Here is a 25,571-nt window from a genome sequence, read left to right on the forward strand (position 1 = left end):
GTCTTTAAATACGGAACGACACGCCGGTGGCCTCCGTCGAGTATTCCCAGAGTTTCCGCGCGTCGTCGCGGTCGTAGGAGGCGTCGTTCGATCGGCCGACGGTCGGGTGCCCGCGCATGTTCAACAGCCCGTCGGGCTCGATGTAGGCGCCGCCGTCGACGTCGGCGGTCGCGGCGTACAGCATCGGTTCGACCCCGATCGCGGCGTCCTGACCGAGCACCGCGTTCGCCAGCCGCATACCGACCTTCATCAGGGGGTTACCGCTCTCCGCGGCGGTGCGAAACTGGAGGTTGGTGTCGGCGTAGCCCGGGTGGCAGGCCACGCTGCGGATGTCGATATCGGCGTCGGCCTCGCGGTTCGCGGCGTCGATCCGGCGCTGGAGCTCGTAGGCGAACAGCAGGTTCGCGAGCTTGCTCCGGCCGTACGCCTTCCACTTGCCGTACGACTCCTCCCAGTTGAGGTCCGAGAAGTCCATCTCGCCGCTCTCGTGGGCGCCCGACGACTGCGTGACGACGCGCGCGACGCCGTCGACCCCTTCGGCGCCTTTTAAAAGCGAGAACAGCCGACCGGTAAGCGAGAAGTGGCCGAGGTGATTGACGCCGAGCTGCGTCTCGAAGCCGTCCTCGGTCTCGCTCCGGGGGATTGCCATCACGCCGGCGTTGTTACAGAGGACGTCGATCGCGTCGTAGTCGTCGCTCACGCTCTCGGCGAAGGCCGCCACCGAGTCGAGCGAGGCGAGGTCGCACTCGCGCACGTCGAGTGCTCCGTCGATCCCGCCGTCGCCGCCGGCGTCGGCGCGGATCTCGCCGGCCGCCGTCTCGGCGCGCTCGACGCTTCGGCACGCCATCACGACGGTGGCCCCCTTCGCGGCGAACGCGCGCGTCCCCTCGTAGCCGAGCCCGCTGTTCGCGCCGGTGACGACCACCGTCTTCCCGTCCAGTCGCGGCATGTCCTCGGCGGTCCATTCTGCCATGTCTCACGGAAGGGGCGTCGCGGGGAGAAACCTGTCGACGGGCCGGACGTTTCCGTGCTGTGCGATGCGTTCCCGAATAGGGCGACGAGACGTGCCCTCACGTCGGGATTCACTTTCACCTCGCCGGCGGTGCGTTTTTAGGTGCCTCGGTGAAAGGGGAGGGTACCGAATGACGTCCTTCCAGTCGACGATCGGCGACGAGGAGGGGATCGCGGAGGAGCTGGCCGAGGGCCAGCGCGAGATCTCCATCGCCGAGTTCTTCGAGAAGAACAAACACATGCTCGGGTTCGACTCGGGCGCCCGCGGGCTCGTCACCGCCGTCAAGGAGGCGGTCGACAACGCCCTAGACGCGACCGAGGAGGCCGGCGTCCTCCCCGACATTTACATCGAGATCGAGGAGGTGGGCGACTACTACCGGCTCGTCATCGAGGACAACGGGCCGGGCATCACGAAGGAACAGCTTCCGAAGGTGTTCGGGAAGCTCCTGTACGGCAGCCGGTTCCACGCCCGCGAGCAGTCGCGCGGTCAACAGGGGATCGGGATCTCTGCGGCCGTGCTGTACTCCCAGCTGACTTCCGGCCAGCCCGCGAAGATCACCTCGCGTCCCAAGGGGCAGTCCCGGGCGCAGTACTTCGAGCTCATCATCGACACCGACACGAACGAGCCGGAGATCAAGGCGGACGAGGAGACGACGTGGGACCGCCCCCACGGCACGCGGATCGAGTTGGAGATGGAGGGGAACATGCGCGCTCGCCAGCAGCTCCACGACTACGTGAAACACACCGCGGTCGTCAACCCCCACGCCCGGCTCGAACTGCGCGAGCCCGGGCTCGACGAGCCGATGAAGTTCGAGCGCGCGACCGACGAGCTGCCGGCGGAGACGAAGGAGATCCGCCCGCACCCCCACGGCGTCGAGCTGGGCGCGCTGATCAAGATGCTGGAGGCGACCGAGTCGTACTCCGTCTCCGGATTCCTCCAGGAGGAGTTCACGCGGGTCGGCAAGAAGACCGCGGACAGCGTGATCGACAACTTCCGCGACGTGTACTACGGCCGCGAACTGGCGTGGTCGCCCCCGCGGGCCCACGACGACCGCGACGTCGCGGCCGCGGTCGCGAACGCGGTGGCCAACAAGGGCAAAGACGCGACGAACGCCTTCTCCGAGGGGATCGCCGAGACGGTCGCGAACAACGACCGGCTCTCTCGGTCCGAACTCGCGGCGATCGTCGACAACGTCGCGGAGGCCGTCGAAGGCGACACGGGCAAGACGTTCGGCGGGACCGTCCGCGAGAACGCGGTCGACGCCGCGTGGCGGGCGATCACCGGGGCCGCCGGCGACGAGTCGGGCGGCGGCGAGGACGGCGGCGGCGAGGACGCGAGCGAGTCGCCGCTCGTCGCCGACGCCTACGCCCTCGTCGACGACGCCACCTCGACCCGGAAGGACGACGCCGCGGTGCGGGCGATGGCCGAGGCGCTCGCGCGCCGGTTCGAGAACCTCGACGGCGAGGCGTTCCGGATCCCCCGCGACGACCTCGACCGACTCGTCGCGGACGCGGCCTCGTTCGTCGCCGAGCAGCGCGACGCGACGTTCGGCGAGACCGCCCGCGGGAACGTCGTCGAGGCGTTCTGGTCGCGGGCGCGCACGGTCCCGGACGACCCGCCGAAGGTGACGGCGATCGCGGGGAGCCGCGACGCCGCGGCCGACCTGCTCGAAGCGATGCGGACGACCGACATCCTGGCGCCGCCGACCGACTGCCTCGCGCCGATCACGGCCGACCTGGTCGAGGCGGGCCTCCGCAAGGAGTACGACGCCGACTTCTACGCGGCGGCGACCCGCGACGCCGAGGTCCACGGCGGCGACCCGTTCATCGTCGAGGCCGGCATCGCCTACGGCGGCGAGATTCCGGCGGAGGGAACGGTCGAGCTCCTCCGGTTCGCGAACCGCGTCCCGCTGGTGTACCAGCGCGGCGCCTGCGCGACGACGGACGTGATCAAGAACATCGGCTGGCGCAACTACGGGCTCGACCAGCCCGGCGGGTCGGGGCTCCCCAACGGGCCGGCCGTCATCAGTATCCACGTCGCCTCCACGAACGTCCCGTTCACGAGCGAGTCGAAGGACGCGCTCGCGAACGTCCCCGCGATCGAAGACGAGATCGAACTGGCGGTGCGCGAGGCGGCCCGCGAGCTGAAGTCGTACCTCAACAAGCGGCGCTCGATGCAGCAGCGCCGGGAGAAACAGGACGTGCTCGGCAAGATCCTCCCGGAGATGGCCGACAAGGTCTCGGAGGTCACGGGCCGGCCGCGCCCCGACATCGACGGCGCGCTCGCGCGGATCATGAACAACGTCAGCGTCGAGCGCGAGATGAACGGCGAGACGGTGACGCTCGTCGTCGAGAACCACTCGGACGTGAACGAGCAGCTGGAGATCACGGACATCGTCTCGACGGAGCCGACCGACCTCTCCGACGGGACGGTGGTCGACATGGACGGCGAGTGGTTCGTCCAGTGGAAGCCCGAGGTGCCCTCGGGCGACGAGCGGGAACTGACGTACGCGATCGACGGCGACGCCGACTTCGAGGTCAGCGTCGGCGGCGTGGAGACGGAGAAACTCACGGTGAACGACTAAATGACGACCGAAAGCGACGCACGAGACGAGCTGATCGACCTGGCCGCGGACTTCTACGACCAGTTCGCAGACGGGGAGATCCCGGAGATGACGCTTCCCACGCGGACGAAGAGCAACATCGAGTACGACACCGAAAGCGGCGTCTGGACCTACGGCGACCGCACGTCGACGCGCAGCGCCAACTCGGTGCGAGGCGCGCGCAAGCTGCTGAAGGCGGCGTACACGATCGAGTTCCTCGCCGATCAGCTCGACGAGGACCGCTCGTCGACCCTGCGTGAGCTGTACTACCTCTCGGAGTCGTGGGACAACGACGAGGCGCAGTTCTCCTCACAGGACGAGTCGAACGACCTCGTGGAGGACCTGGAGATCGTCACGGGCGTCACCCGCGAGGACTTCCACATGCGCCCGGAGGAGTCGGGCGCGACCCTGATGGGGCCCCTCCTCATCCGCGAGCAGACCCGCCGCGGGGAGCGCGAGATCCACTGTCAGGAGGACGTGGGCGCGGGCGGCTATCAGATCCCGAACAACCCGGACATGATCGAGTTCCTCGACGACGACATCGACTTCGCACTCGCCGTCGAGACCGGCGGGATGCGCGACCGGCTCGTCGAGAACGGGTTCGACGAGGACTACAACTGCCTCGTCATCCATTTAAAGGGCCAGCCGGCGCGGGCGACCCGCCGGATCACGAAGCGCGTCCACGACGAGCTCGACGTCCCCATCGCCGTCTTCGCCGACGGCGACCCGTGGTCCTACCGGATCTACGGCTCCGTGGCGTACGGCTCGATCAAGTCCGCCCACCTCTCGAAGTACCTCGCGACGCCGGAGGCGCAGTTCGTCGGGATCCAGCCGGAGGACATCGTCGAGTACGACCTCCCCTCGGACCCGCTCGCCGACTCCGACATCAACGCCCTCGAATCCGAGCTGGAGGACCCCCGGTTCCAGACCGACTACTGGGAGGAACAGATCGAACTGCAGCTCGACATCGGGAAGAAGTCCGAACAGCAGTCGCTCGCGAGCCGCGGGCTCGACTTCGTCACCGACACGTACCTCCCCGAGCGGCTCGGAGCGATGGGCGTGCTCTGAGGGAAGTGGAGCATGCCCTACGATCGGCTGCAGCGACGTCTCACTGAGTCGGGGTCCCCGACGGTGACGACGCTCCCCGACGGAAGCATCGACCACTTCTGTACGGTCGCCGAAGACGCCGCCGGGTCGCTCGAGACCCGTGACGCGTTCGGCCGGGAGATCCTGGGAGATCGGTCGTCGCTCTCGTTCGCCGTCGAGACGACCGAGCCCGGCGGACAAGCGGTCAACACGGCGAAACAGCTGCACGCACTCGGCGGATCGGTCACCTGTTACGGTCATCTCGACGCGCCGATATTCGAATCGCTGCCGTTCGCCACCGTGTCGATGGGAGCCCCGGCGATCGTGTACGTGTTCGGCTTCAGCGATCGGGACGTGATGTTCGTCGAGACCTCCGAGGTCGCGGAGTGGACCCTCGCGGAGTTACGCCGAGTCGGTGACCTCTCGGACGTGTTCGGGGGAGACGCTGTCTGCTGTAGTAACTGGAGCTCCGTGAAGGGGCTCGGGAGCGCGTTTCACCGGCTGAGCGACGCGGACGCGCCGCGAGTTCCGTTCGTCTTCGATCCGGGGGATATCGTCGGGTGCCGGTCCGACGAGGTCGCTGACTTACTCGACGCAGTGACCGCTCTCCAAGACACGTTCGACGTGGTCTACTCCGCCAACCGGCAGGAAGTCCGGACGACGGCCGCACCCCTGTCCGGACCGTTCGACGACGACCTCGCCAGACTCGCCGCGATCCGAGAGGAGACGGGAATCACGGCCGCGGCGATGCACGCGAGAGACGAGGCCGTCGCCGTCACGTGCGACGATCGGCTGCGGGTCAGCAACTACGGCGTCGAGCGTCCGGTGCGGCACACCGGTGGCGGCGATCGGTTCACCGGTGGGCTCGGCCACGCGCTGGCGTGCGGGTGGGAGTGGGACGTCGCGTTGGCGTGCGGAAACGCCTGTGCGGTCTACTACGTCGAGTCCGGCAGTACTGGCGGTCCGAAAGACATCGCCGCATTCCTCGACGAACAGCCCCCCGTCGAGTCCTGAGCGGACGCCTCCCCGCTAACAAGAGACCGTCTCACGTCCGCCTACCGGTCTTCGTACGCGATCTCGTCGATCTCTCGCCGATCTCCCTCGGCGTCGTCGTTCTCGTACTTGTACACGACGCCGTCCTCTTCGTCCGCGGTCGCGTTGTGCGAGCCGTCACAGAGCGGCTTCGAGTCCGACAGGCCGCACTGACAGACGTAGATCATGCCGTCGTCGCCCATGTCGGACTCGTCGAGCTTGGCCGGTCCCCGCGCGTCGTGCGTGACTTCGCGTGCCATGGTCGACGATGGGCGGCCACCGGAATACGGCTTGTGGGTGCGGGACGGGGAGACCGGCTTCCGGCTCGACCGCCGCAACCGCCTTGAGCGTGGACGCCGTATCGATGGTATGAGCAAACCCGGCGAGTCCGGCACCGACGACGTTTCGGGGTCGACCGACCCCGACGAACTGACCGACGCGGAGTGGCGCGAGCGGCTCTCCGAGGAGGAGTACCGCGTGCTCCGCGAGAGCGGCACGGAGGCGAAGTTCTCCGGCGAGTACGTCGACCACCACCCCGACGACGGGGAGTACCGCTGTCGGGCCTGCGGGACGGTGCTGTTCGACGCCGAGACGAAGTACGAGTCCGGCTGCGGCTGGCCCGCCTTCTACGCCGCCGAGGAGGAGTCGGTGACGACGACGGTCGACACGAGCCACGGGATGCGCCGCACCGAGGTCCGGTGTGCGAACTGCGACTCGCATCTGGGCCACGTGTTCGACGACGGCCCCGACCCCACGGGGAAGCGGTTCTGTATCAACTCGGTCGCGATGGAGTACGACGAGGAGTGAGTTCGGTAGGAGCCGTCGTCGACGACGACGGGTGACCGGCTTACATCCCCTCGCCGAGCAGCTCGCGGGCGATGATGTTCTTCTGGATCTCCGTGGTCCCCTCGTAGATCTGGGTGATCTTCGCGTCGCGGTAGAGCCGCTCGACGTCGTGATCGTTAACGTAGCCGGCGCCGCCGTGGACCTGGACCGCCTCGTCGGCGACGTCGACGGCGACCCGCGAGGCGAACTCCTTGGCCATCGACGCGAGCGCGGTCAGGTCGCCGGACTCGTTGTCGACGGCCCACGCGGAGCGGTAGGTGAGCCAGCGCGCGGCCTCGGTGTTGGTGTGCATCTCCGCGAGCTTGTGTTTGATCGCCTGGAAGTCGCTGATCGGGCGGTCGAACTGCTCGCGCTCCTCCGCGTACTCCAGCGCGCGCTCGGCCGCGCCGCGGGCGATCCCGACGCCCTGCGCGGCGACCGCGGTGCGCGTCTCGTCGAAGAACTGCATGAGCTGGAGGAACCCCATCCCGCGCTGCCCGATGAGGTTCTCCTCCGGCACCCTGACGTCGTCGAACCGGAGCTCCGCGGTGTCGCTCGCGCGGATGCCGAGCTTCCCGGTGATCTTGTCGCGGGTGAGCCCGTCGCGGTCGGCCTCGACGAGGATCTGCGAGTAGCCGGAGTAGCGGTCGTCGATCTCGGGGTCGGTCTCGCAGACGACGACGAAGTAGTCGGCGACGGTGCCGTTCGTGATCCACATCTTCGAGCCGTTGATCACCCACTCGTCGCCGTCCTTCTCCGCGCGGGTGGCGACCGAGGTCACGTCCGACCCCGCCTGCGGCTCCGAGATGGCCGAGCCCATCACCGCGTCGCCGGCGGTCACCTCGGGGAGGACGCGCTCCTTCTGGTCCTCGGTGCCGAACTCCATCAGCGCCTCCGCGCCGAAGCCGGCGCTGGAGACGCAGAGGCCGATCCCGGGATCGGCGGCGAACAGCTCCTCGGTGAGGATCGCGTTCTCCAGCGACGTGTAGCCGACGCCGCCGTACTCGACCGGGACGTGCGGCGCGAGCAGCCCCATGTCGGCCGCCTTCTCCATCACTTCGTAGGGGTACTCCTCCTCGACGTCGTACTCGGTCGCGACCGGCCGGATCTCCTCGTCCGCGAATCGGCGGACCTCGTCGCGTAGCTGCTTCTGTTCGTCCGTTAACTGGAACTCCATACGCGACCGTTTCGGCGAATCTATGATAATTATTCGCAAACGTTGAGGAATTCGGATCGGGTTTACAATTCTTTGATCTGGCAGCGGGAGCGATGGCGGGGATGGGTGTAGTACAACGTGAGAGTGGTCGTTTATAAGCCGGAGCGCGGTGTTGCTGTCGGCTGTTTATAAGTGTCCGGCGACGTTGGGGTGAGGACCTCCAAAGCCCCAGTCGCGACGGCTCGCGCGGCTTGCTGTGCGCTTCAGTCGCTCACTCCGTTCGCTCCTTGCAGTGCTTGCGTCGCCGTGCTTCGTCCTTCCGAGAGACTTTGTCTCTCGTCTTCCCGCTCGCTCCGCTCGCGGGAATCGCGACTGCCCCTTTGAGTCCCACCCGCCCGCAACCGCACAGCAGCCTCACACCTCCCCAGCCTCGTCACCGGACTGCGTCCGGTTGCAAGCGAGAGCTCCGCTCTCGCCCTGTCGCTGGCGCGGAACGCGCCAGCGACTCCCTCGCACCGGCGGTTCGCGGCCTATCGGCCGCTCACCGGGGCGCGCCACCGCACCGTTCTTTATAAGCGATTGTCGCTGGGGCTCACGATCGTTTAAATACTGAATCGTTGCTACCGATTTGCTTCACCCACTCCCGCTATCGACCACGCGATGAGCCCGAGGGCGGACACGACGGTCGGAGGGTCTCGGAATTCCGTCGACTGATCGAACTCCGATTGAGCCCCGTTAGTCCCGCTCCTCGACGAACGTCGCGATCCGGTCGGTGGCCTCCTTCAGTTCGCGCATCGAGGTCGCGTACGACACCCGGAGGTGACCCTCGCCGCCCTCGCCGAAGACGGATCCGGGGACGACGGCGACGCCCTGCGCCTCCAGCAGCTCCTCGGCGAAGACCTCGTCGTCGCCGCCGCAGTCCGGGAACGCGTAGAACGCGCCGCCGGGCTCGAAGGTGTCGAGGCCCATCTCGTTGAACCGGGAGACGACCAGCCGCCGCCGGCGGTTGTACTCGTCGACCATCTCGGTCACCTCCTCGTCGCAGCGGTCCAGCGCTTCGATCGCGGCGTACTGCGGCGTCGTCGGCGCCGACAGCATCGTGTACTGGTGGATCCGGTTCATCGCGTCGACGGCGTCCGCGGGGCCGAGGGCGTACCCCAATCGAAGACCGGTCATCGCGTACGCCTTCGAGAAGCCGTTGACGACGACGGTGCGCTCGCGCATCCCCGGCTGGGTCGCGATCGAGGCGTGGTCGGCGCCGTAGGTGAGCGCGGAGTAGATCTCGTCGGCGATCACCCGGAGGTCCTCGTCGCGGCAGAACGCCGCGACCTCCGCGTACTCCTCCTCGGTCATGGTCGCGCCGGTCGGGTTGTTCGGGTAACAGAGGACGAGTAGGTCGGCGGCGGCGGCGCCGGCCGCCTCCAGCGACTCCCGCGTGAGCGCGAAGTCGTCCTCGGCCCGCGTGGGGACCGTCAGCTGCTCGCCGCCCGCGAGTTCGATCCCCGGGCCGTACGAGATGTACGTCGGCTCGTGGACCGCGACCGTGTCGCCGGGATCGACCAGCGCACGGAGCGCGAGGTCGACCGCCTCGCTCGCGCCGGTGGTGACGAGAATTTCGTCGGCCGGGTCGTACGACTGGTCGTAGCGCTCGTGGTGGACGGCGATCCGCTCGCGGAGCGGGGCCATCCCGCGGTTCGAGGTGTAGGAGGTCTTCCCGCGTTCGAGCGAGTCGATCGCGGCTGTGCGGGCGGCCCACGGCGCCGAGAAGTCGGGCTCGCCGACCCCCAGCGAGATCACGTCGTCGCGGGCCTCCGCGAGTTCGAAGAACTTCCGGATCCCCGACTCCGGGAGGTCGCGCGCGCGGTCCGAGAGCCTCATGGCGAGACGGAGAGGCGGTCGTCGTCGTCGCCGTCCTCGAACCGGATCCCGCCGTCCTTGTAGGTCTCCATGATGTAGTGAGTCACCGTCTGGGTGACCTCGGGCATTGGCGCGACCTGCTCGGAGATGAACCGCGAGACGTCCTGCATCGTCTCGCCGAGCACCTCGACGGCGAAGTCGTAGTCGCCGGAGACGAGGTGGAGGGCGTCGACCGCGGGGAACTTCGCGATCTGGTCGGCGACCTGCTCGTAGCCGGTCTCGCGGTCGAGTTCGACGTTGATCTCGACGATCGCCCGGATCTTCCCCTCGTCGACGCGGTCCCAGTCGACGACCGCCTGGTAGCCGTGAACCACGTTGTCCGCCTCCAGCGCGTCGATCGCCTCCGCTACGGATTCCGCGTCGAGGCCCGTCTGGGCCGCGATGTCGTCGATGTCCTCGCGGGCGTTCCGCGCCAACACGTCGAGTACCTCGCGCTCGGCGTCCATACCCCACGATCACGCGGGAGCGGTTTATGAGTAGCGACGCGCGCAAGACGGGCGACGGACCGGGAGAGACCGGTCGAGGCGTCAGGCTGTCGGGCCGGCGCGCTCCCTTCCGCCATCCCTACGGCTTTCCGCGTGGCGCGCGATCGTACAGCTATGGCTCCAGACACCACCAGCCGGAGCGACACGTTCGACGTCGGCGGCGAACTGACCGTCAACCGCCTCGGCTTCGGCGCGATGCGGATCACGGGCGAGGACATCATCGGGCGACCGGCCGACGAGGAGGCGGCCGAGCGAGTCCTCCGACGGGCCGTCGAACTCGGCGTCGACTTCGTCGACACCGCCGACTCCTACGGGCCGGGCGTCTCGGAGCGGCTTATCGGCGAGGCGCTCGGCGACCCCGACGACGTCGTCGTCGCCTCGAAGGCCGGGCTGCTCCGCAACCGCGAGGGCGACTGGCTCCCTCACGGCGACCCGGACTTCCTGAGGAATCAGGTGCTGTGTAGCCTCGACCGACTCGACACAGACACGATCGACCTCTACCAGTACCACCGCCCGGACCCCGACAGCGACTTCGAGGAGTCGGTCCACGCGTTCGCGGAGATGAAGGACGCCGGGCAGATCGCCCACGTCGGGCTCTCGAACGTCTCCGTCGAGCAGTTGGAGACCGCGACCGATATCGTCGACGTCGCGACCGTCCAGAACCGGTACGACGTCGGCCACCGCGACGACGAGGACGTGCTCCGCGCCTGCGAGCGCAACGACGTCGGCTTCATTCCGTGGGGACCGATGTACGCCGTCGACGAGGAGAGCGTCGCGGCGGTGCTCACGGAGGTCGCCGACCGCCGCGACGCGACGACGCGACAAGTCGCGCTCGCGTGGCTGCTCGATCACTCCGACGTGACGCTCCCGATCCCGGGCACGTCGAGCGTCGACCACCTCGAATCGAACCTCGCGGCCGCGGAGCTGTCGCTGACCGACGAAGACATGGCCGCGCTGAACGAGATCGATCCGCAGGAATAGACGCCTGACGGCGTGGGTCCTCGACCGCCCTACTCGTCGAACGGGTTCGTCAGCTCGACCGTCTCCTCGCGGTCGGGGCCGACGCCGACCGCGTAGATCGGCGTGTCGATCTCGTCGGCGACGAACTCCAGGTACTCGCGGGCCGCCTCGGGGAGCGCGTCGTACCCCTCCTCGGCGACCGCGGCCGAGTCGAACGGCTCCCACGTGTCGAGGGTCTCATAGACGGGGTCACAGCGTTCCCACCGCTCGGTCGTGGTGGGGACGGTGTCGAGCTCCTCGCCATCGAGTTCGTACCCCGTACACACTTTCAGCTCGTCGAGACCCGCGAGCACGTCGACGTGGTTGACCGCGACGCCCGTGAAGCCGGAGACGCGCGCGGCGTGGCGGAGCATGGGGAGGTCGAGCCAGCCGATTCTGCGGGGGCGCCCGGTGACGGTGCCGAACTCGCCGCCCTTCTCGCGGATGTCGTCGGCGAGCGACTCCTCCTCGGCGTCGCCGTCGAGTTCCGTCGGAAGCGGCCCCTCGCCGACCCGCGAGAGGTACGCCTTCACGATGCCGACGACCTCGCCGTCGCCGACCGTGGTGACGCCGAGCCCGGAGCCGACCGACGCGGCGCCGGCGGTCGGGTTCGAGGAGGTGACGAACGGGTAGTTCCCGTGGTCGACGTCGATGTGGGTGCCCTGCGCGCCCTCGAAGAGGACCTCGTCGCCCGCCTCGCGGCGGCGGTGGAGGTAGTCGGAGCAGTTGACGGTCATCCCCTCGTCGGCGAGCCGCTCGCCGATCGCGGCGAACTCCTCGTGGATCGCGTCGACGTCGAACGCCTCGGCGCGGTCGTCACCGCCGAGATCGAGCCCGTACACGTCCTCGACGAGCGCGCGCTTCTGCGGAACGACGTACTCGAGCTTCTCGCGGAGCACGTCGGAATCCAGCAGGTCAGCGATCCGGATCCCGCGGCGTCCGGCCTTGTCCTCATAGGTCGGACCGATACCGCGGCCGGTCGTACCGACCTCGTCGCCGGCGTCGTCGTCGGCCTTGACCTCCTCCTCGATCCCGTCGAGCACGCGGTGGTACGGGAGGATGACGTGCGCCCGGCGTGCGACCCGCACGTCGGGGTCCAGCCCGCGCTCGCGCAGGTCGTCGATCTCGGTGAACAGCGTCTTCGGGTTGACGACGCAGCCGTTGCCGAGGACACCGGTCGTCCCCCGGACCGCGCCGCTCGGCACTAACGACAGCTTGTACTCCGCGCCGCCCTCGACGACGGTGTGGCCGGCGTTGTCGCCGCCCTGATAACGGACTACGACGTCCGCGTCCCCTCCCCACCGGTCGACGAGCGCACCCTTGCCCTCGTCTCCCAGCTGGGAGCCGACGATGGTGAGTGTCATACGACCCGGTGGTTCCGGGCGGGAGGTAAAACCGATTACGGTCCCGAGCCGAGAATACACCACGAATGTGCATTGGTCACTTGACGTGCGCCCGTAGCTATCCCCGTTCGTGTAGGTACTCCCGCGACAGGGACGGCTCGACGCGATCGATTCGGTGTCGACACGATCGAACGCGTTAACTACTGCCACGTCAAAGCGTCGGGTCGAGCGATTTCGGGTCATCTCCGACAGCAACTTTTAAACCGGGGCATGACGAGTTAACATGTGCCATGATAGATCGACTAGAGAAGGAGGTAGACATGCTGGAACGTCACCTCCAGGTCCTGCGGATGGTCATCGAGAACGAGCCGATCGGCATCGTGAAGATGTCGAACGAGACGGGGTACCCCCATCACAAGGTCCGCTACTCGCTGCGCGTACTCGAAGAGGAGAACCTCATCGAGCCGTCCAGCCAGGGGGCGATCACGACGGAGCGCACCCACGAGTTCGTCGACGAACTCGACGAGAAGCTCGACGAGACGGTCGATAAGCTCGGCTCCATGCGGATCGACGACGCCGCAGAACTCGAGAGCTGAACCGATTCGACTTCGCGCGAGGCGACGTACGGATCGCGTTTGGACCGCGTTTAGGTTTCGTTTAATCGCGCTTGAATCGCATTTAAATTGCGTTCGGATCGGGCTTTGCAGTTCGGTCCCGTACTGCTACGTCCTACCGTCTCGATCGTTCTTGACCCACTCCGATCTCGGTTCGGGGTCCGCCGATCGGCTCGGCGACAACAGGTTCGGAACCGCCGGCTACAGGTCGGGGACCGTCATGTGGAAGCCGCCGTCGCGGGCCTCGACCAAACAGAGGTGATACCCCTGCTTGCGCGAGAGCTTCACGAAGCTCGCGCGCTTCGACCGGCTGAACAGCCCGCCACCGACCGCGTCGCTCGCGGTCTCTAACGCCCCCGGCTCGAAGAAGCTCTCCGTCACCGCGAACGCCGCCGCGAAGGGCTCGTTCGACCCGGCGATGTCGCGGCCGTTCTCGACGAGCGACTCCAAGGTCCCCTCGGCAGTCGGGTCGCGGCTGTCGTTGAGGTCGGCGACGAACAGCGGGTTCCCCATCCGGTCGCGCAACACCAGATCGAACGAGCGCTGCTCGCGCGTCTCCTCGCCGTTTTCGCGGATCGCGATCGACACGGAGCCGCCGATCTCCGCGCGGTCGATCTCCGGGATGGCGTCGTACAGATCGCGGAGCACGCCCTGGTTGCCGGTGCCGCTCACCTCGAAGGGGAGGTCCTCGACGATCCATCGGGTGAAGCCGTACTCGATCGTGTCCTCCAAGAACTCCTCGTACGGGCGGCCGTCGACGACGAGTCCCTCCGTCTCGAAGCTCGTGTGGTGCTCGATCCGGAGGTTCTCGCGGAGCGCGTCGCGGTCGACCGCCCCCTCGTGGGCGTCTTCGAGCGTCGCGCCGCCCTTGGACTCGTACCTGACGAAGAGGTTCGTCCCGCTGCGCGCCTCCGTCGGCGATATGGTCCGATCGCTCTCGGGAAGTCGATCGCGGAGCGTCGACAGCTCCGACTCCAGCCGGTCGCGCTCCTCGCGGAGCGTCGACAGCTCCGACTCCAGCCGGTCGACCTCGGCCGCCAGCTCGTCCCGCTCCCCGGCGATCTCGTCGCGGTCGGCCGCCAGCTCGTCGCGTTCCGCCGCCAGCGACGCCCGCTTCTCCTCGGCGGCTTCGAGTTCGGCTCGGAGCTGTTCGAGCCGCTCGTCGGGCGACTCGCGCGTTCCGGCGCCCGAACCCGCACGCTGCGAGACGGCCGAGCGGTTCGATCGGTTCGCCCGGTCTCGATCGTCGGTAGAGCGCGGCTCGGGAGACCGGTCGTCGCCGTTCGCGGCGGCGGAGCCCGCGTTCCCGCGTCGGCCGGCGTTCCCGGAGCGCTGACGGTCGGTCGCCTCGCGGGAGGACCGTCCGCCTCCGTTCGCATCGGCTGCCTTGCGCCTCCGACCGCCCGGCGAATCGCTCGCTTCGGACGGGTCGAGCGCGGGGATCGACTTCTGTTCGCGCCACTGCTCTTCCTCGGAGAACACGTCGTCGTCCGGTCGGTCGCCCTCGGACTCGGGGGCGTCGGCCGGATCGGGCGCGTCAGACGGTGCGTCTCCGGTCGAGGGGTCCGTTTCCGCGCTCTCGGCGACCGCTCCCTCGGTCGTCTCCGTCGGTCGGGTCTCGGTGGCTCCGTCCGCCCGCTCTCGCGACGAGGGCGTCGGATCGTCGGACAGCGTCGAGTCACGGGGCGTCGGCTCCGCGACGCTCCGGCCGGTGCGTCGCTCGTCACCGTTGCCGTCGCCGCCGTCACCGTCGTCCCGGGCGCCGGACCTCGGCTTCGCGTCTCCGTCCGTCGGCTCCGCCTCGGGGGCCGCGTCGCGAACGGGCTCTTCCTCGACGGTCTCGTCGGCGTCCCCCTCTCCTTCGCTCCCGCTTTCGGCGGCCTCGTCTTCGGCGGCCTCGTCGGCGGTCGGTTCGGTTTCGGAGACGGCTCCGGCCTCCGCGGCGGTCGCGCCGCCGGCCCAGTCGGGGTCGGGGATCTCCCGCACGTCCAGGTCGACCTCGTAGACGGTGTAGATCCCGACCTCGTCGTCGGCCAGTTCGAAGGCGTCCTCGCCGGTTTCGAGCCGGCGCGAGTTCCCGACGTACGCCGCGGCCATCGACTCGCCCGCGGTGTACGTGACGTAGTAGTCGCCGGAGAGCACGTTCTCCGACAGCTCGACGTAGCCGGTGAACCCGCCCTGCGAGAGCTTTCGGTCGGCCTCCGAGAGCGGCGTGTCGTTCGTGTAGTACTGCGCCCGCGGCTCCCCGGCCTGTTCCTGCATAGCGAATAAGACCGGGAGGACCCCGTCGGGTGCTTTGTAAACCGTCCCAGAGGCGTCCGCGAACGCGTCGAGGTCGGCGTCGGCGGTACCGACGACGCGGCCCTCGAACACGAACAGCCACCCCGTGCCGTTCGTCACCGCGCCGGAGAACCCCCGGTCGACGAGACGCCCGAGCCCCTCGAAGCCGCCCGAGAACTCCCGGGCGTCCCACCCGGTTATCTCCGCTCTTCGCTCTGCGTCCATTTGCGTTTACGTCGCCTTCAACGACCCAAATACCTTCCGGAGCGTGAGACGGTCGTCTGACGCCTGCCGTCGGTCGATCCGCCCTCGATATCGATGTTACCCCTCGCTCCCGGCTACGCCCCGTCGACGGCGGCGATCGCCTCGCGCCCGAGTTCGATCACGTCGCGCTGGAGGTCGCTCTCGGCCAGCTCCGCCGGCGTGTACCAGCGCCAGCCGTCCGAGTCGACCTCGTCCGCGCCGTTCGGCGCGATCTCGCGGGAGCCGACTCGGGCGTAGTAGAGGTGATCGACGTGCTGGTGGCCCACCGACCCGTCCTCGTGGACGTTGATGTCGTGGAGCATGAGGTGGGCCGGCTCCGGGAGCCCGCGCGTGTTCGGCCCCTCGATCGACGACTCGGTCGCGACGAGCTCCGCCTCCAGCCCCGTCTCCTCGCGGACCTCCCGGAGCGCGGCCTCGTGGGGAAGCTCGTCGCGGTCGACGTGCCCGCCCGGCGGGAGCCGGATCCCCAGGCGCTCGTGCGCGTGGAGCGCGGTCGCGCCGTCGTTGACGACGTACGTCGTCGCCGTGAAGTGGCGAGTGGTCTCCATACGCGTGGCTCGGCCCGCTGCGGCTTGGGCGTTCGGAAAAACGGCGGAGGTCGACGGCGTCCGTTCAATCGGGCCGTCTCGGGCCGTCTCGCCCCGTCTCGGTCAGGGCGGCGGCGTCAGTTCAGCGCGACGCCGTCTTCGGCTTCGAGCAGCTCGTGGTACCGGTTCCGGATGGTGACTTCGCTGATGTTCGCGACGTCGCTGACCTCGCTCTGGGTGACCTTCTCGTTGACGAGGAGCGAGGCGGCGTAGACCGCGGCGGCGGCGAGCCCCACGGGCGACTTCCCCGAGTGGATCCCCTGCGACTTCGCGGTGTCGAGCAGCGAGCGCGCCCGGCGCTCCGCCTCGTCGGAGAGGCCCAGGTCGGAAGCGAACCGGGGGACGTAGCTCTCGGGGTCGGCGGGCTGGATCTCCAGCTTGAGCTCGCGGACGACGTAGCGGTACGTCCGGGCGATCTCGTCCTTCTCGACGCGGGAGACCGCCGAAATCTCGTCGAGGCTCCGCGGGGTCCCGGCCTGTCGCGCGGCGGCGTACAGCGACGATGTCGACACGCCCTCGATGGAGCGGCCGGGCAGGAGGTCCTCGTCGAGCGCGCGGCGGTAGATGACCGAGGCGGTCTCGCGGACGTTGTCCGGGAGGCCGAGCGCGCTGGCCATGCGGTCGATCTCGCCGAGCGCCTGTTTCAGGTTCCGCTCTTTGGAGTCGCGGGTGCGGAAGCGCTCGTTCCAGGTGCGGAGGCGCTGCATCTTCTCGCGCTGGCGGCTGGACAGCGACTTGCCGTAGGCGTCTTTGTCCTGCCAGCCGATGTTCGTCGAGAGCCCCTTGTCGTGCATCATGTTCGTCGTCGGGGCGCCCACGCGCGACTTGCTGTCCTTCTCCTTGGAGTCGAACGCGCGCCACTCCGGCCCGCGGTCGATCTCGTCTTCCTCGACGACGAGCCCGCAGTCGACGCAGACGGTTTCGCCGTGTTCCGTGTCGGTCGCGAGCTGGCCGCCGCACTCCGGGCAGCGCAGCTCCTCGTCGGCCGACTCGGTCTCGGCTTCGGACTCGGTCTCGTCGGTGTGCTCCGCCGTGTACGTTCGAACGTTTTCGCTCATTGGTTAGTTCAAGTGGAGGGAACGAGGGGACCGAGAGACGCGTCTCGGTTGGCTTTCCTCACCGTTATGTAATCGCCGAAGATATTTAAATGTTCGGGTGAATTTCGATTTGGAAAACATCAGAGAGAGCGGTTCACAAGCCTCTATTCGACGATTATTGCCGGTTTTTCGGTCAGCCTTAACGACGGGCGGATACGATCGGCGATCGGCGACCCCCACCTATATATCTATTTCGCGCGGCGAGCGACGTCTCGAACGCCGGGGAGAGTGCCGCGAGGACAACGGATTTGGGGGTCGCCCGAGCAGGTGTCGTATGAACCGCGCGCGACTCGACGACCGGCTCGCCGACCTCGAGACCGACGGCTACCTGATCGACGCCTCGCAGGACGACGCCAACCAGCTGTACCTCTCCGGGTTCACCGGTCCCGACCCGTTCCTCACGCTGTACGCCGACGGCGAGATCCACCTCCTCGTCGGCGGACTGGAGTACGGTCGCGCCCGCAAGGAGGCGACCGCCGACACGGTCGAGCGCCACGCCGACTACGACTACGAGTACGGCGACCGCGAGGCCCGCAACGACATGTACGCCCGGTTCGTTCGCGACAAGGGCGTCGACTCCGTCTCGATGCCGCCGCGCGGGCCGGTCGGCACCGCGGACGCGCTCCGCGAGCGCGGGATCGAGGTCGCGGTCGACACCGACGACCGGATCCGCGAGGTCCGGGCGGTGAAGACCGACGAGGAGGTCGACGCGATCCGCGAGGCCCAGCGCGCCAACGAGGCGGCGATGCGGGCCGCCGAGGAGCTGATCGCCGGCGCCGACGTGGCCGGCGAGGACGCCGCCGACGGCGTTATCGAACCCGGCACCCTCCTCCACGAGGGCGAGCCGCTCACCAGCGAACGGGTGACCCAGGAGATCGAGGTGACGCTGCTGCGGCACGGCTGCGCGCTCGACCAGACGATCGTCGCCGGCGGCGCGCAGGCCGCGGACCCTCACGACCGCGGGTCGGGGCCGCTCCGGGCGAACGAGGCGATCATCGTCGACATCTTCCCGCGGTCGAAGGCGACGAAGTACAACGCCGACATGACCCGGACGTTCTGCGTCGGCGAGCCGAGCGAGACGCTCCGCGAGTGGTACGACCTCACCGAGCGCGCGCTCGACGCCGCGCTCGACGCGGTCGAGCCGGGCGCGACCGGCGAGGACGTCCACGCGGCGGCCTGCGAGGTGTACGAGGACGCGGGCGAGCCGACGTTCCGAACCGACCCCGAGACGGAGACGGGGTTCATCCACTCCACCGGCCACGGCGTCGGCCTCGACGTCCACGAGTCCCCCCGGCTCGCGAGCGGCGGGGGCGAGTTGGAGCCCGGCCACGTGATCACCGTCGAGCCCGGGCTCTACGACCCCGACGTGGGCGGCGTCCGGATCGAGGACATCGCCGTCGTCACCGAGGACGGCTACGAGAACCTCACCGAGTACCCGATCGAGTTCGTGGTCTGACCGCACACCACACCCGGTCCGGCTGGCCGCGATCGGAACCCGCTTTGACCCGGGTCGAGAACGGCGACCGTGAACTGGCGGTACAAACACACCGCGCTCGCGCTCTGTACGCTCGCGTTCACCGCGACGATGGTCGCGCGCTTGGTGATCAGCCCGCTGATCCCCCAGATCCGCGTCGAGTTCGGCGTCACGAACGCGACCGTCGGCCTGGGGCTGTCGGGAATGTGGCTGGCGTACGCGCTCGCGCAGTTCCCCTCCGGCGTGCTCGGCGACCGGTACGGCGAGCGAACCGTCATCCTGACCGCCGTCGGCGCCACCGCGGTCGCCTCCCTGCTCATCGCCGTCTCCCCGTCGATCGTCGCGTTCATCGTCTTCGCCGTCGTCCTCGGCGCCGGTGCGGGGCTCCACTACTCGGTGGCGACCACCTTCCTCACCCGGCAGTTCGACGACATCGGCCGCGCCATCGGGGTCCACGTCGCCGGGGGGCCGGTCGCGGGACTCGCCGCTCCGCCGCTGGCCGCGCTCGTCGGGTCGCGGTACGGCTGGCGCGCCGGCATCGCCCTCGGCGTCGCCGTCGCAGTCCCCGTGTTCGCCCTGTTCGCGTGGCGGGTGCGACCCACCGAGCCGCTCCGCCCCGATCAGGCGATACGCGAGCGGTTCGCGCTCGGACCGCTCGTCGAGCTGCTCTCCCGGCCTCGGATCCTCTACACGACCGCGCTGGCGACGATGGGGGCGTTCACGTGGCAGGCCACCGCCTCCTTCCTCCCGAGCTTCCTGGAGTTCGGAACGGGGCTGTCTACCGGGGTGTCGGCGCTTCTGTTCTCGCTGTACTTTCTCGTCCACGGCGCGACGCAGCCGGTGACGGGGTCGGTCTCCGACCGGGTCGGCCGCGACGCGACCGTGATGGCGACGATGGCCGCCGGGATCGTCGGCTACGGGCTGCTCGTCGCGGCGGCTGAGTTCGGGTTCGGGCTCTCCGCCACCGTCGTCGGCGTCGGGTTCGTCGGCCTCGCGATGTCGTGGGGCGCGCCGCTGCAGTCGCGGTTCATGGACCTCCTCTCAGACGCCGAGCGCGGCGCGGGATTCGGGCTCGTCCGGACCGCCTACATGGTCGTCGGCGCGTCGGGGAGCGTCGTCGTCGGCGCGGTCTCCGACGCCGCCGGCTGGACGGCCGCGTTCGGACTGCTCGCCGGGGTGATGGGGATCGCGCTGGCTGCGCTGCTCGCGAACCGGGTGCTACGGCTCGGGTATTAGCGGATTGTCGTCCGTTTAAAAGGCGTCGTCGTTCGAAGGGGAATCCGACTACAGCCGGTCGTCTTCGAGGCTTCCCGGGTCCTCCGCCGTGTCGAACATGTTGTTCTCGGCGCCGTCGAGCATCTCGTCGCGGGGGTCGTCGTCGACGACGCTCACGTTGTACGCCTCGATTCCGGACGCGATCAGGTCCTCGGCGGCCTGCTCCTCGGAGACGAACTCCTGTTCGGCAAGCTGCTGGAACTCCGCGTACACGTCGTCTGACAGGTTCAGCTCGAAGGTCGGCATACCCACCCGTTCCGGCCGGACGCTTTTAAGCGTTCCCTCGCCGGCGACAGCGCGGCGCGTCGCCGCCGCGGCCCCGTTGCTTCGGGGTCGTTCGCTCGCGGCTGTCCGGTTTAAAAAAACGGGGGCGATCTGGGGAGATCGTCGGCCCGCAGTCGAGCGCTTACGCGCCGACCGCGTCTTCGAGCAGCTGAAGCGGGTGTTCGACCTCGTAGCCGGTGCCGTGTTCCATCTGCATCGCGCAGGTCGGGCACTCGGTCATCCCCACGTCGCCCTCGGCGTCCTCCATGTGATCGAACATCTCCGCGCCGATCTCCATCGACGTCTCGTACTTCTCCTCCTTCCACCCGTAGGTGCCGGAGATCCCCGAACAGGAGTCGCCGACGTCCTCCATGGTGACGCCGTCGACGTCGCGGAACGTCTCGACGGCCTGTCGGGAGAGCCCCTGATTGCGGGCGTGACACGGCGCGTGGTAGGCGAACGCCTGCTCGTCGGCGAGCTCGGTCTCGGCCAGTTCGCCCTCCAGGTCCTCGTTGATCCGGAGGTACTCCAGCGCCTCGTAGGTGTGCTCGGAGACGTCCTCGATCCCGTGGATGTCGAACAGCTCGGGGTACTCCTGCCGGAGCGACAGCGAACAGGAGGTACAGGAGGCGATCACGTCGGCGCCCTCGCCGATGGCCTCGACGAGATTCTCGACGTTCGTCTCGGCGTGCCGGCGCGCGTCCTTCAGCATGCCGTTGGCGAACATCGGCGTGCCCGAGCACTTCTGCGGGGGCACCAGCACCTCGTAGCCGAAGTGCTCGTACACCCGCACCATCGCCTTGCCGACCTCGGGCGTGTTGTAGTTGGAGTAGCAGCCGTGGAAGTAGGCGACGCGCTTGTCGGGGTTCTCCACCTGCGCGCCGCCGCGGGCCTTCCACCACTCGCGGAACGTCTGGGTGGCGAAGTCCGGGAACTCGCGGTCGCCCGCGATCCCGAGCACCTTCTCGCCGAGCTTCATCGCGCCCGGGATCTTCGTCGCGGCGTTCGCCAGCCGCGGCACCTTGCTCGCGATGGCCGCGAAGAAGCGGTAGTTCGAGAGGATGCGGTTCCGGATGTACTCCCGCGAGAGCTTCTCCATCTGCGACTCGACGAACTGCCCGCGCGCCTCGTTGTGCATCTGCGAGAGGGGCACGGAGGAGGGGCAGGCGTCGTCACAGCGCATGCAGTTCGAACAGGAGGTGATCGACTCGTCGATGTCGTGGTCCTCCTTGCGCTTGAGCCGCCACTGCTCCGGGCCCTGAAACTTCGGGCCCGGGAACTCCTCGTCGACCTCGGCGACCGGACAGGAGGTGTCACAGCTCGTGCACTTGTAACAGGAGTCGGCGCCCTCCCGGAGGTCGAGGTCGCCGCCCGGGAACACGTCGACCGGGTCGTACGCGTCCGGGTCGAGATCGGTCGAGTCGCTCCCGCCGGTCGCGCTCTCGACGCCGCCGTCGGTGGCGGCGGTGGCGGCGCGGTCCGCGGCGGGAGCGTCGCCCGCGGCGAGGTCGCCTCCGGCGTCCGCCGCCGTCCCGTCGTCGGGGACGAAGATCGGCGGCTGCTCGTCCCGGCCCGCCTCGGGGACGCCGGGGCTGGGCGTCGACCGGTCCGTGTCGGCCGCCGGCCCGTCGCCGCGCTCTCCGTCCGTTCCGTTCCCCTCCTCCGCGTCTCCGTCGTCCGTGTGTCGTGTCATTGGGTTGCCTCCGTCGCCGCCTGCCGCCCCGCCACGATCGCGGTCGCGAGCGACACCCCGCTCGCGGACTTCTCCCGCGCCACGTCCGCGCCGCCGACGACCCCGCCGGCCGCGAAGACGTTGTCGTACGCCGCCTCTCCGTCCGCGTCCAGCGCGCGCCCGTCCTCGCCGATCCGGACGCCGAACCGCGCGTACGGTTGGTCGCCGAACGCGTCGTCGACGAACCACTCGTAGCGGTCCGCCGGCTGCTCGACGTGCAGGTCGAAGACGGGCTCGCGGACGCCCTCGCGGTCCGAGTCGAGTCCCTTGCCGACGAGCCCTCCGGTCGCGAGCACGAAGGCGTCGGCGCCGTACGGCGTCTCGCGTCCCTTCCGATCGACCGCGACCGTCTCGACCCGGCCGTCCGCCTCGGTCTCGACGCCGACGACCGGGTTGCCGGTCTCGAACCGGACGCCCTCCTCGTCGAGCGCGTCGTACAGCCGGTCCTCTAACCTGAGTCCCGGGAGGCTCGGCGGTCCCATCGGGATCTCGAAGACGTCGGCGCCGAGCCGGTCGGCCAGTTCGGCGCGCACCGCGTCGCCCTCCTGATCGCCGAGGAACGCCGGGAAGCCGACGCGCTCGACGCGGTCGACGCCGCCCGTCTCGTCGACCACGTCGTGGAGGTGCGGCGCGACCGCCTTCGCCAGCGCCTCGCGGGCGGGGTCGCCGTCGATCGCCTCGTCGTGGTCGAGCGCCTTCGCGAGCCGGGTGACCTTCGTGTCGGCCCGGAACGCCTCGGCGAACTCCACCTCCGCGCCGGCGACGTCGAAGGGGACGCCGGCGGCCGCCAGCCGCTCGGCGAAGGCGCGCGCGTCGTACTCCGTGAGCGACCGGAACCCGACGATCAGCGTGGGCCGGTCGTCGCTCGCGAGCCCGGCCTCGGCGGCGGCCGGGTAGCGTGCAGCCGGCTTCACGCTCCCGCCGAACGTCGGCACGAGCGCGTTGCTGTCGGTGTGCCCCCCGCGGTACGCGTCGCCCGCGAGGTCGTCGAACAGGCCCAACCCCTCGCGGAGCGCGTCGGCGCCGAGGACCCGATAGGGGTGGGTCTCCGGGAGCCGATCGATCGCCTCGAAGGGGTCGGCGAGCGGTCCCTCCGGCTCGGGCCACTCGTCGCGGTCGAGCTCGCGGCCGGCCGTCGGCGGCCCCTCGCGCAGCGGCTCCGCGGGGTCGGTGGCCGGCACGTACCCGAGCGCGTCGATCAGTCCGGAGGCCTGTCGGAGCGTGCTCGCCTTGTGGGAGACTAAGCGCACGTCGGCGCCCTCGCGGGCCGCCGCGACCGCCGAGGTGATCGCCGCCAGCCCGCCGCCGACGACGAGCACGTCGCTATCGATCGCCATCGGCCCCTCCGTCTGCGGTCGCGTCGTCGCCTGCGCGCCCACCGTCTGCGGTCGCGTCGTCGCCTGCGCGACCGCCGTCTGTGGTCGCGTCGTCGCCTGCGCGACCACCGTCGGTGGCCGCCGTCCCGGATTCGCCGCCGCTGCCCCCACCGGACCCGGCCGATTCGGTTTCGGCACCCGAGTCGAACGCCCCGAAGTCGACCTCGCTATCGAGGTTCGCCGGGTCGCCGTCGCGGTTCATCGTCGTCGCGTGCAGCAGGTGGTTCAACATCGCCTGCGAGAGCTGGCGCCCCCACAGCGCGTGGCGCTGGCCCTTCCAGCGCTCCTGGTACAGCTCGTCTTCCGCGTCGCGGACGACCGGTTCCGGGTACTCCTGCGCGAGTTCCGCGGCGATCCGGTGCGAGCAGAACCCGCCCTGACAGTTCCCCATCGAGGCGCGAGTGCGCAGGCGGACCGCGTTGAGGTCGCTGCCCGCCTCGCCGATGGCGTCCTGTACCTCGGCGCGGGTGACGCCCTCGCACTCGCAGACGACGGGATTGGGGTCGGACGAGGAGAGCACGTCGTCGGCGCGCGAACCGAGGCGCTGGCCGGAGCGGCGGGCGACCGGGGACCGGAGCCCGAACTCGTCCATCAGCTCCTCCATGCGCGCGGGGTTCTCCGATCCCGGCAGCGGCGCGTCGGCGGTGTCGCAGGTCGCCTCGTGGCCGAGCAGGTCGCAGACGTGGTCGGAGATGGACTCTGCCATCATGCGGTAGGTGGTGAGCTTCCCGCCGACGATGGTGGTCATCCCCGGGAGGTCGTCGCGGTCGCCGTGGTCCAACAGGAAGTAGTCGCGCGTGATGTCGGTCGGGTCCTCGGTGCCGGTTCCGGGCGGTTCGTAGAGGGGACGGACGCCCCAGAAGGAGCGGAGCGTCCGGGCGTCCTTCAGCGCGGGCACCAGCTCCGAGAGCGTCTCGATCACGAGGTCGACCTCCCACTCCTCCTCGGGGTAGTCCTCGGGGTCGTCCACCTCTTCGTCGGTCGTGCCCAGGATACAGGCGGTCTCGTGGGGGACGACGATGTCGGCGTCACCCTTCGGCCGACACCGGTTGATCACGGTGTCGACCTGCCGGGTGTTCATCACCGTCATCACGCCCTTCGAGGGGCGTACCTCCACGTCGACGCCGGCCATCTCGCCGACGTTGCCCGCCCACGCGCCGGTCGCGTTGACGACGTGGCGCGCGCGGATCTCCTCGGTCGCGCCGGGCTCGCGGTGGACCCGCTCGCCGGGACCCGTCTCGTGTTCGACCTCGACGCCGACGACCTCGCCGTCCTCGACTAGCACGTCGGTCACCGGGGCGTGGGTCTCGACCCGGGCGCCGTGCTCGCGGGCGTCGGCCGCGTTGGCGACGCAGAGCCGGAAGGGGTCGATCGCGGCGTCCGGCAGGGCGATCGCCTTCTCCACGTCGCGCGCGAGGTACGGCTCGCGGCGACGCGCCTCCTCTCCGTCGATCACCTCGACGGGGATGTCGCAGGCGCGACACCCCTCCAGCTTCTCCTGGAAGTACTCCTCGGAGTCCTCCGGGCGCTTGACGAACAGCCCGCCGGTCTCCTCGACGCAGTGGCCCGCGATGTCGCGGAGCACCATGTTCTCCTCGATGCACTCCCTCGCGCTCTTCTGGTCGGAGACCGCGTATCGCCCCCCGCTGTGTAAGAGCCCGTGCATTCGCCCCGTTGTGCCGTGCGTCAGGTTCCCCTTCTCGACGAGCACCGCGTCGAGTCCCCGCCGCGCGAGGTCCCTGACGACGCCGCACCCCGTCGACCCCCCGCCGACGACGACGACGTCCACCTGTTGGTCCATGTCGATCCGGTCGGACCCCGCCCACTTTACTTTACCTCCTAGTGAGGGGTACCCATAATTATCAGGGACGTTCAAGTAGTACAATCGTTGTCGACGCCGGTTCATTTATATACTCATTTTTTCGATCCCGGCGTATCCCGGATTTTAACACGAAGATTATTATGGTAGTACATTATGTTCACGAGTGGCGTGGTAGCTTCCGTGAAGATATATCGCGACGCCGCGTCGACACCGTCTCATCGGCCGAGACGCGGACGGTGGCTCGGCCGGTTTCGAGGCAGACGCGGCGTCGCGATCGACGGTCCGGGGGACGAACGGCTCTCCCGGCCAGCGCCCGTCGTGCGGTCGGC

The 25,571-nt window shown here is 69.0% G+C and carries 21 protein-coding genes; 8 read left to right on the plus strand and 13 right to left on the minus strand.

Annotation, left to right across the window (positions count from 1 at the left end; genetic code table 11):
- Positions 1-4 precede the first annotated feature (4 nt).
- On the minus strand, positions 5-973 hold the full coding sequence (locus FGL94_RS02360; protein ID WP_144920567.1) for an oxidoreductase: 969 nt from the start codon (positions 971-973) through the stop codon (positions 5-7).
- A gap of 169 nt (positions 974-1,142) precedes the next feature.
- On the opposite strand from FGL94_RS02360, the gene FGL94_RS02365 reads away from it, so the two are divergent.
- Genes FGL94_RS02365 through FGL94_RS02375 form a run of 3 tightly spaced genes read left to right on the plus strand, consistent with a single transcriptional unit; the run spans position 1,143 to position 5,714 of the window.
- Positions 1,143-3,596: a DNA topoisomerase VI subunit B gene (locus FGL94_RS02365; protein ID WP_144920569.1), complete on the plus strand. Its 2,454-nt coding sequence runs from the start codon at positions 1,143-1,145 to the stop codon at positions 3,594-3,596.
- Positions 3,597-4,682 carry a DNA topoisomerase IV subunit A gene (locus FGL94_RS02370; RefSeq protein ID WP_144920571.1) on the plus strand — a complete coding sequence of 362 codons (1,086 nt, stop codon included), beginning with the start codon at positions 3,597-3,599 and terminating at the stop codon, positions 4,680-4,682. It begins immediately after the preceding gene.
- A 12-nt stretch (positions 4,683-4,694) separates the two neighbouring features.
- Positions 4,695-5,714, plus strand: coding sequence for a carbohydrate kinase family protein (locus tag FGL94_RS02375; protein WP_144920574.1), 1,020 nt, complete (start codon positions 4,695-4,697; stop codon positions 5,712-5,714).
- A 41-nt stretch (positions 5,715-5,755) separates the two neighbouring features.
- Here FGL94_RS02375 and FGL94_RS02380 read toward each other — a convergent pair whose 3' ends face one another.
- A complete protein-coding gene (locus FGL94_RS02380; protein WP_144920576.1) occupies positions 5,756-5,992 on the minus strand; it encodes a CDGSH iron-sulfur domain-containing protein in 237 nt (78 codons plus the stop codon).
- Positions 5,993-6,101: 109 nt separating this feature from the next.
- Here FGL94_RS02380 and msrB point away from each other — a divergent pair, with 109 nt between their 5' ends.
- Positions 6,102-6,539 carry a peptide-methionine (R)-S-oxide reductase MsrB gene (msrB, locus tag FGL94_RS02385; RefSeq protein WP_144920578.1) on the plus strand — a complete coding sequence of 146 codons (438 nt, stop codon included), beginning with the start codon at positions 6,102-6,104 and terminating at the stop codon, positions 6,537-6,539.
- Between the two features lie 40 nt (positions 6,540-6,579).
- Here the strand turns inward: msrB and FGL94_RS02390 are convergent, their stop codons facing one another.
- From FGL94_RS02390 to FGL94_RS02400, 3 genes are all read right to left on the minus strand, one after another.
- Entirely contained in the window at positions 6,580-7,734 is a 1,155-nt protein-coding gene (locus FGL94_RS02390; protein WP_144920580.1) for an acyl-CoA dehydrogenase family protein, read from the minus strand.
- 714 nt (positions 7,735-8,448) lie between these two features.
- Complete coding sequence (locus FGL94_RS02395; protein ID WP_144920582.1) at positions 8,449-9,591, minus strand: pyridoxal phosphate-dependent aminotransferase; 1,143 nt, start codon at positions 9,589-9,591, stop codon at positions 8,449-8,451.
- Positions 9,588-10,076: an Lrp/AsnC family transcriptional regulator gene (locus tag FGL94_RS02400; protein ID WP_144920584.1), complete on the minus strand. Its 489-nt coding sequence runs from the start codon at positions 10,074-10,076 to the stop codon at positions 9,588-9,590. Before FGL94_RS02400 ends, FGL94_RS02395 begins: the two co-directional genes overlap by 4 nt.
- Positions 10,077-10,229: 153 nt before the next feature.
- On the opposite strand from FGL94_RS02400, the gene FGL94_RS02405 reads away from it, so the two are divergent.
- A complete protein-coding gene (locus FGL94_RS02405; RefSeq protein ID WP_144920586.1) occupies positions 10,230-11,096 on the plus strand; it encodes an aldo/keto reductase in 867 nt (288 codons plus the stop codon).
- A gap of 29 nt (positions 11,097-11,125) precedes the next feature.
- Here the strand turns inward: FGL94_RS02405 and FGL94_RS02410 are convergent, their stop codons facing one another.
- Positions 11,126-12,478, minus strand: coding sequence for an adenylosuccinate synthase (locus FGL94_RS02410; RefSeq protein ID WP_144920587.1), 1,353 nt, complete (start codon positions 12,476-12,478; stop codon positions 11,126-11,128).
- Between the two features lie 269 nt (positions 12,479-12,747).
- Between FGL94_RS02410 and FGL94_RS02415 the strand changes: the two genes are divergently transcribed.
- Positions 12,748-13,053 carry a hypothetical protein gene (locus tag FGL94_RS02415; RefSeq protein ID WP_144920589.1) on the plus strand — a complete coding sequence of 102 codons (306 nt, stop codon included), beginning with the start codon at positions 12,748-12,750 and terminating at the stop codon, positions 13,051-13,053.
- A gap of 219 nt (positions 13,054-13,272) precedes the next feature.
- Here the strand turns inward: FGL94_RS02415 and FGL94_RS02420 are convergent, their stop codons facing one another.
- From FGL94_RS02420 to FGL94_RS02430, 3 genes are all read right to left on the minus strand, one after another.
- Complete coding sequence (locus tag FGL94_RS02420; RefSeq protein ID WP_144920591.1) at positions 13,273-15,576, minus strand: DUF7527 domain-containing protein; 2,304 nt, start codon at positions 15,574-15,576, stop codon at positions 13,273-13,275.
- 113 nt (positions 15,577-15,689) lie between these two features.
- Positions 15,690-16,163 (minus strand): NUDIX hydrolase, encoded by a 474-nt coding sequence (locus FGL94_RS02425; protein ID WP_144920593.1) that lies wholly within the window; start codon positions 16,161-16,163, stop codon positions 15,690-15,692.
- A 116-nt stretch (positions 16,164-16,279) separates the two neighbouring features.
- Positions 16,280-17,260 (minus strand): transcription initiation factor IIB, encoded by a 981-nt coding sequence (locus tag FGL94_RS02430; RefSeq protein ID WP_144920595.1) that lies wholly within the window; start codon positions 17,258-17,260, stop codon positions 16,280-16,282.
- Between the two features lie 313 nt (positions 17,261-17,573).
- Between FGL94_RS02430 and FGL94_RS02435 the strand changes: the two genes are divergently transcribed.
- Both FGL94_RS02435 and FGL94_RS02440 read left to right on the plus strand, forming a co-directional pair.
- Positions 17,574-18,755 (plus strand): M24 family metallopeptidase, encoded by a 1,182-nt coding sequence (locus FGL94_RS02435; RefSeq protein ID WP_144920597.1) that lies wholly within the window; start codon positions 17,574-17,576, stop codon positions 18,753-18,755.
- Between the two features lie 69 nt (positions 18,756-18,824).
- Positions 18,825-20,009 carry an MFS transporter gene (locus FGL94_RS02440; RefSeq protein ID WP_144920599.1) on the plus strand — a complete coding sequence of 395 codons (1,185 nt, stop codon included), beginning with the start codon at positions 18,825-18,827 and terminating at the stop codon, positions 20,007-20,009.
- A 48-nt stretch (positions 20,010-20,057) separates the two neighbouring features.
- Here FGL94_RS02440 and FGL94_RS02445 read toward each other — a convergent pair whose 3' ends face one another.
- The 4 genes from FGL94_RS02445 to glpA all read right to left on the minus strand — a co-directional run bounded on the left by FGL94_RS02445 (position 20,058) and on the right by glpA (position 25,221).
- A complete protein-coding gene (locus FGL94_RS02445; protein ID WP_144920601.1) occupies positions 20,058-20,294 on the minus strand; it encodes a hypothetical protein in 237 nt (78 codons plus the stop codon).
- A gap of 160 nt (positions 20,295-20,454) precedes the next feature.
- Positions 20,455-22,005 carry an anaerobic glycerol-3-phosphate dehydrogenase subunit C gene (locus FGL94_RS02450; RefSeq protein WP_144920603.1) on the minus strand — a complete coding sequence of 517 codons (1,551 nt, stop codon included), beginning with the start codon at positions 22,003-22,005 and terminating at the stop codon, positions 20,455-20,457.
- A complete protein-coding gene (gene glpB, locus FGL94_RS02455; protein ID WP_144921407.1) occupies positions 22,002-23,381 on the minus strand; it encodes a glycerol-3-phosphate dehydrogenase subunit GlpB in 1,380 nt (459 codons plus the stop codon). Before glpB ends, FGL94_RS02450 begins: the two co-directional genes overlap by 4 nt.
- Entirely contained in the window at positions 23,368-25,221 is a 1,854-nt protein-coding gene (gene glpA / locus FGL94_RS02460; protein ID WP_144920605.1) for an anaerobic glycerol-3-phosphate dehydrogenase subunit GlpA, read from the minus strand. Before glpA ends, glpB begins: the two co-directional genes overlap by 14 nt.
- Positions 25,222-25,571: the final 350 nt, after the last annotated feature.

This window comes from Halorubrum salsamenti (assembly GCF_007671685.1).
Taxonomy (GTDB): Archaea; Halobacteriota; Halobacteria; order Halobacteriales; family Haloferacaceae; genus Halorubrum; species Halorubrum salsamenti.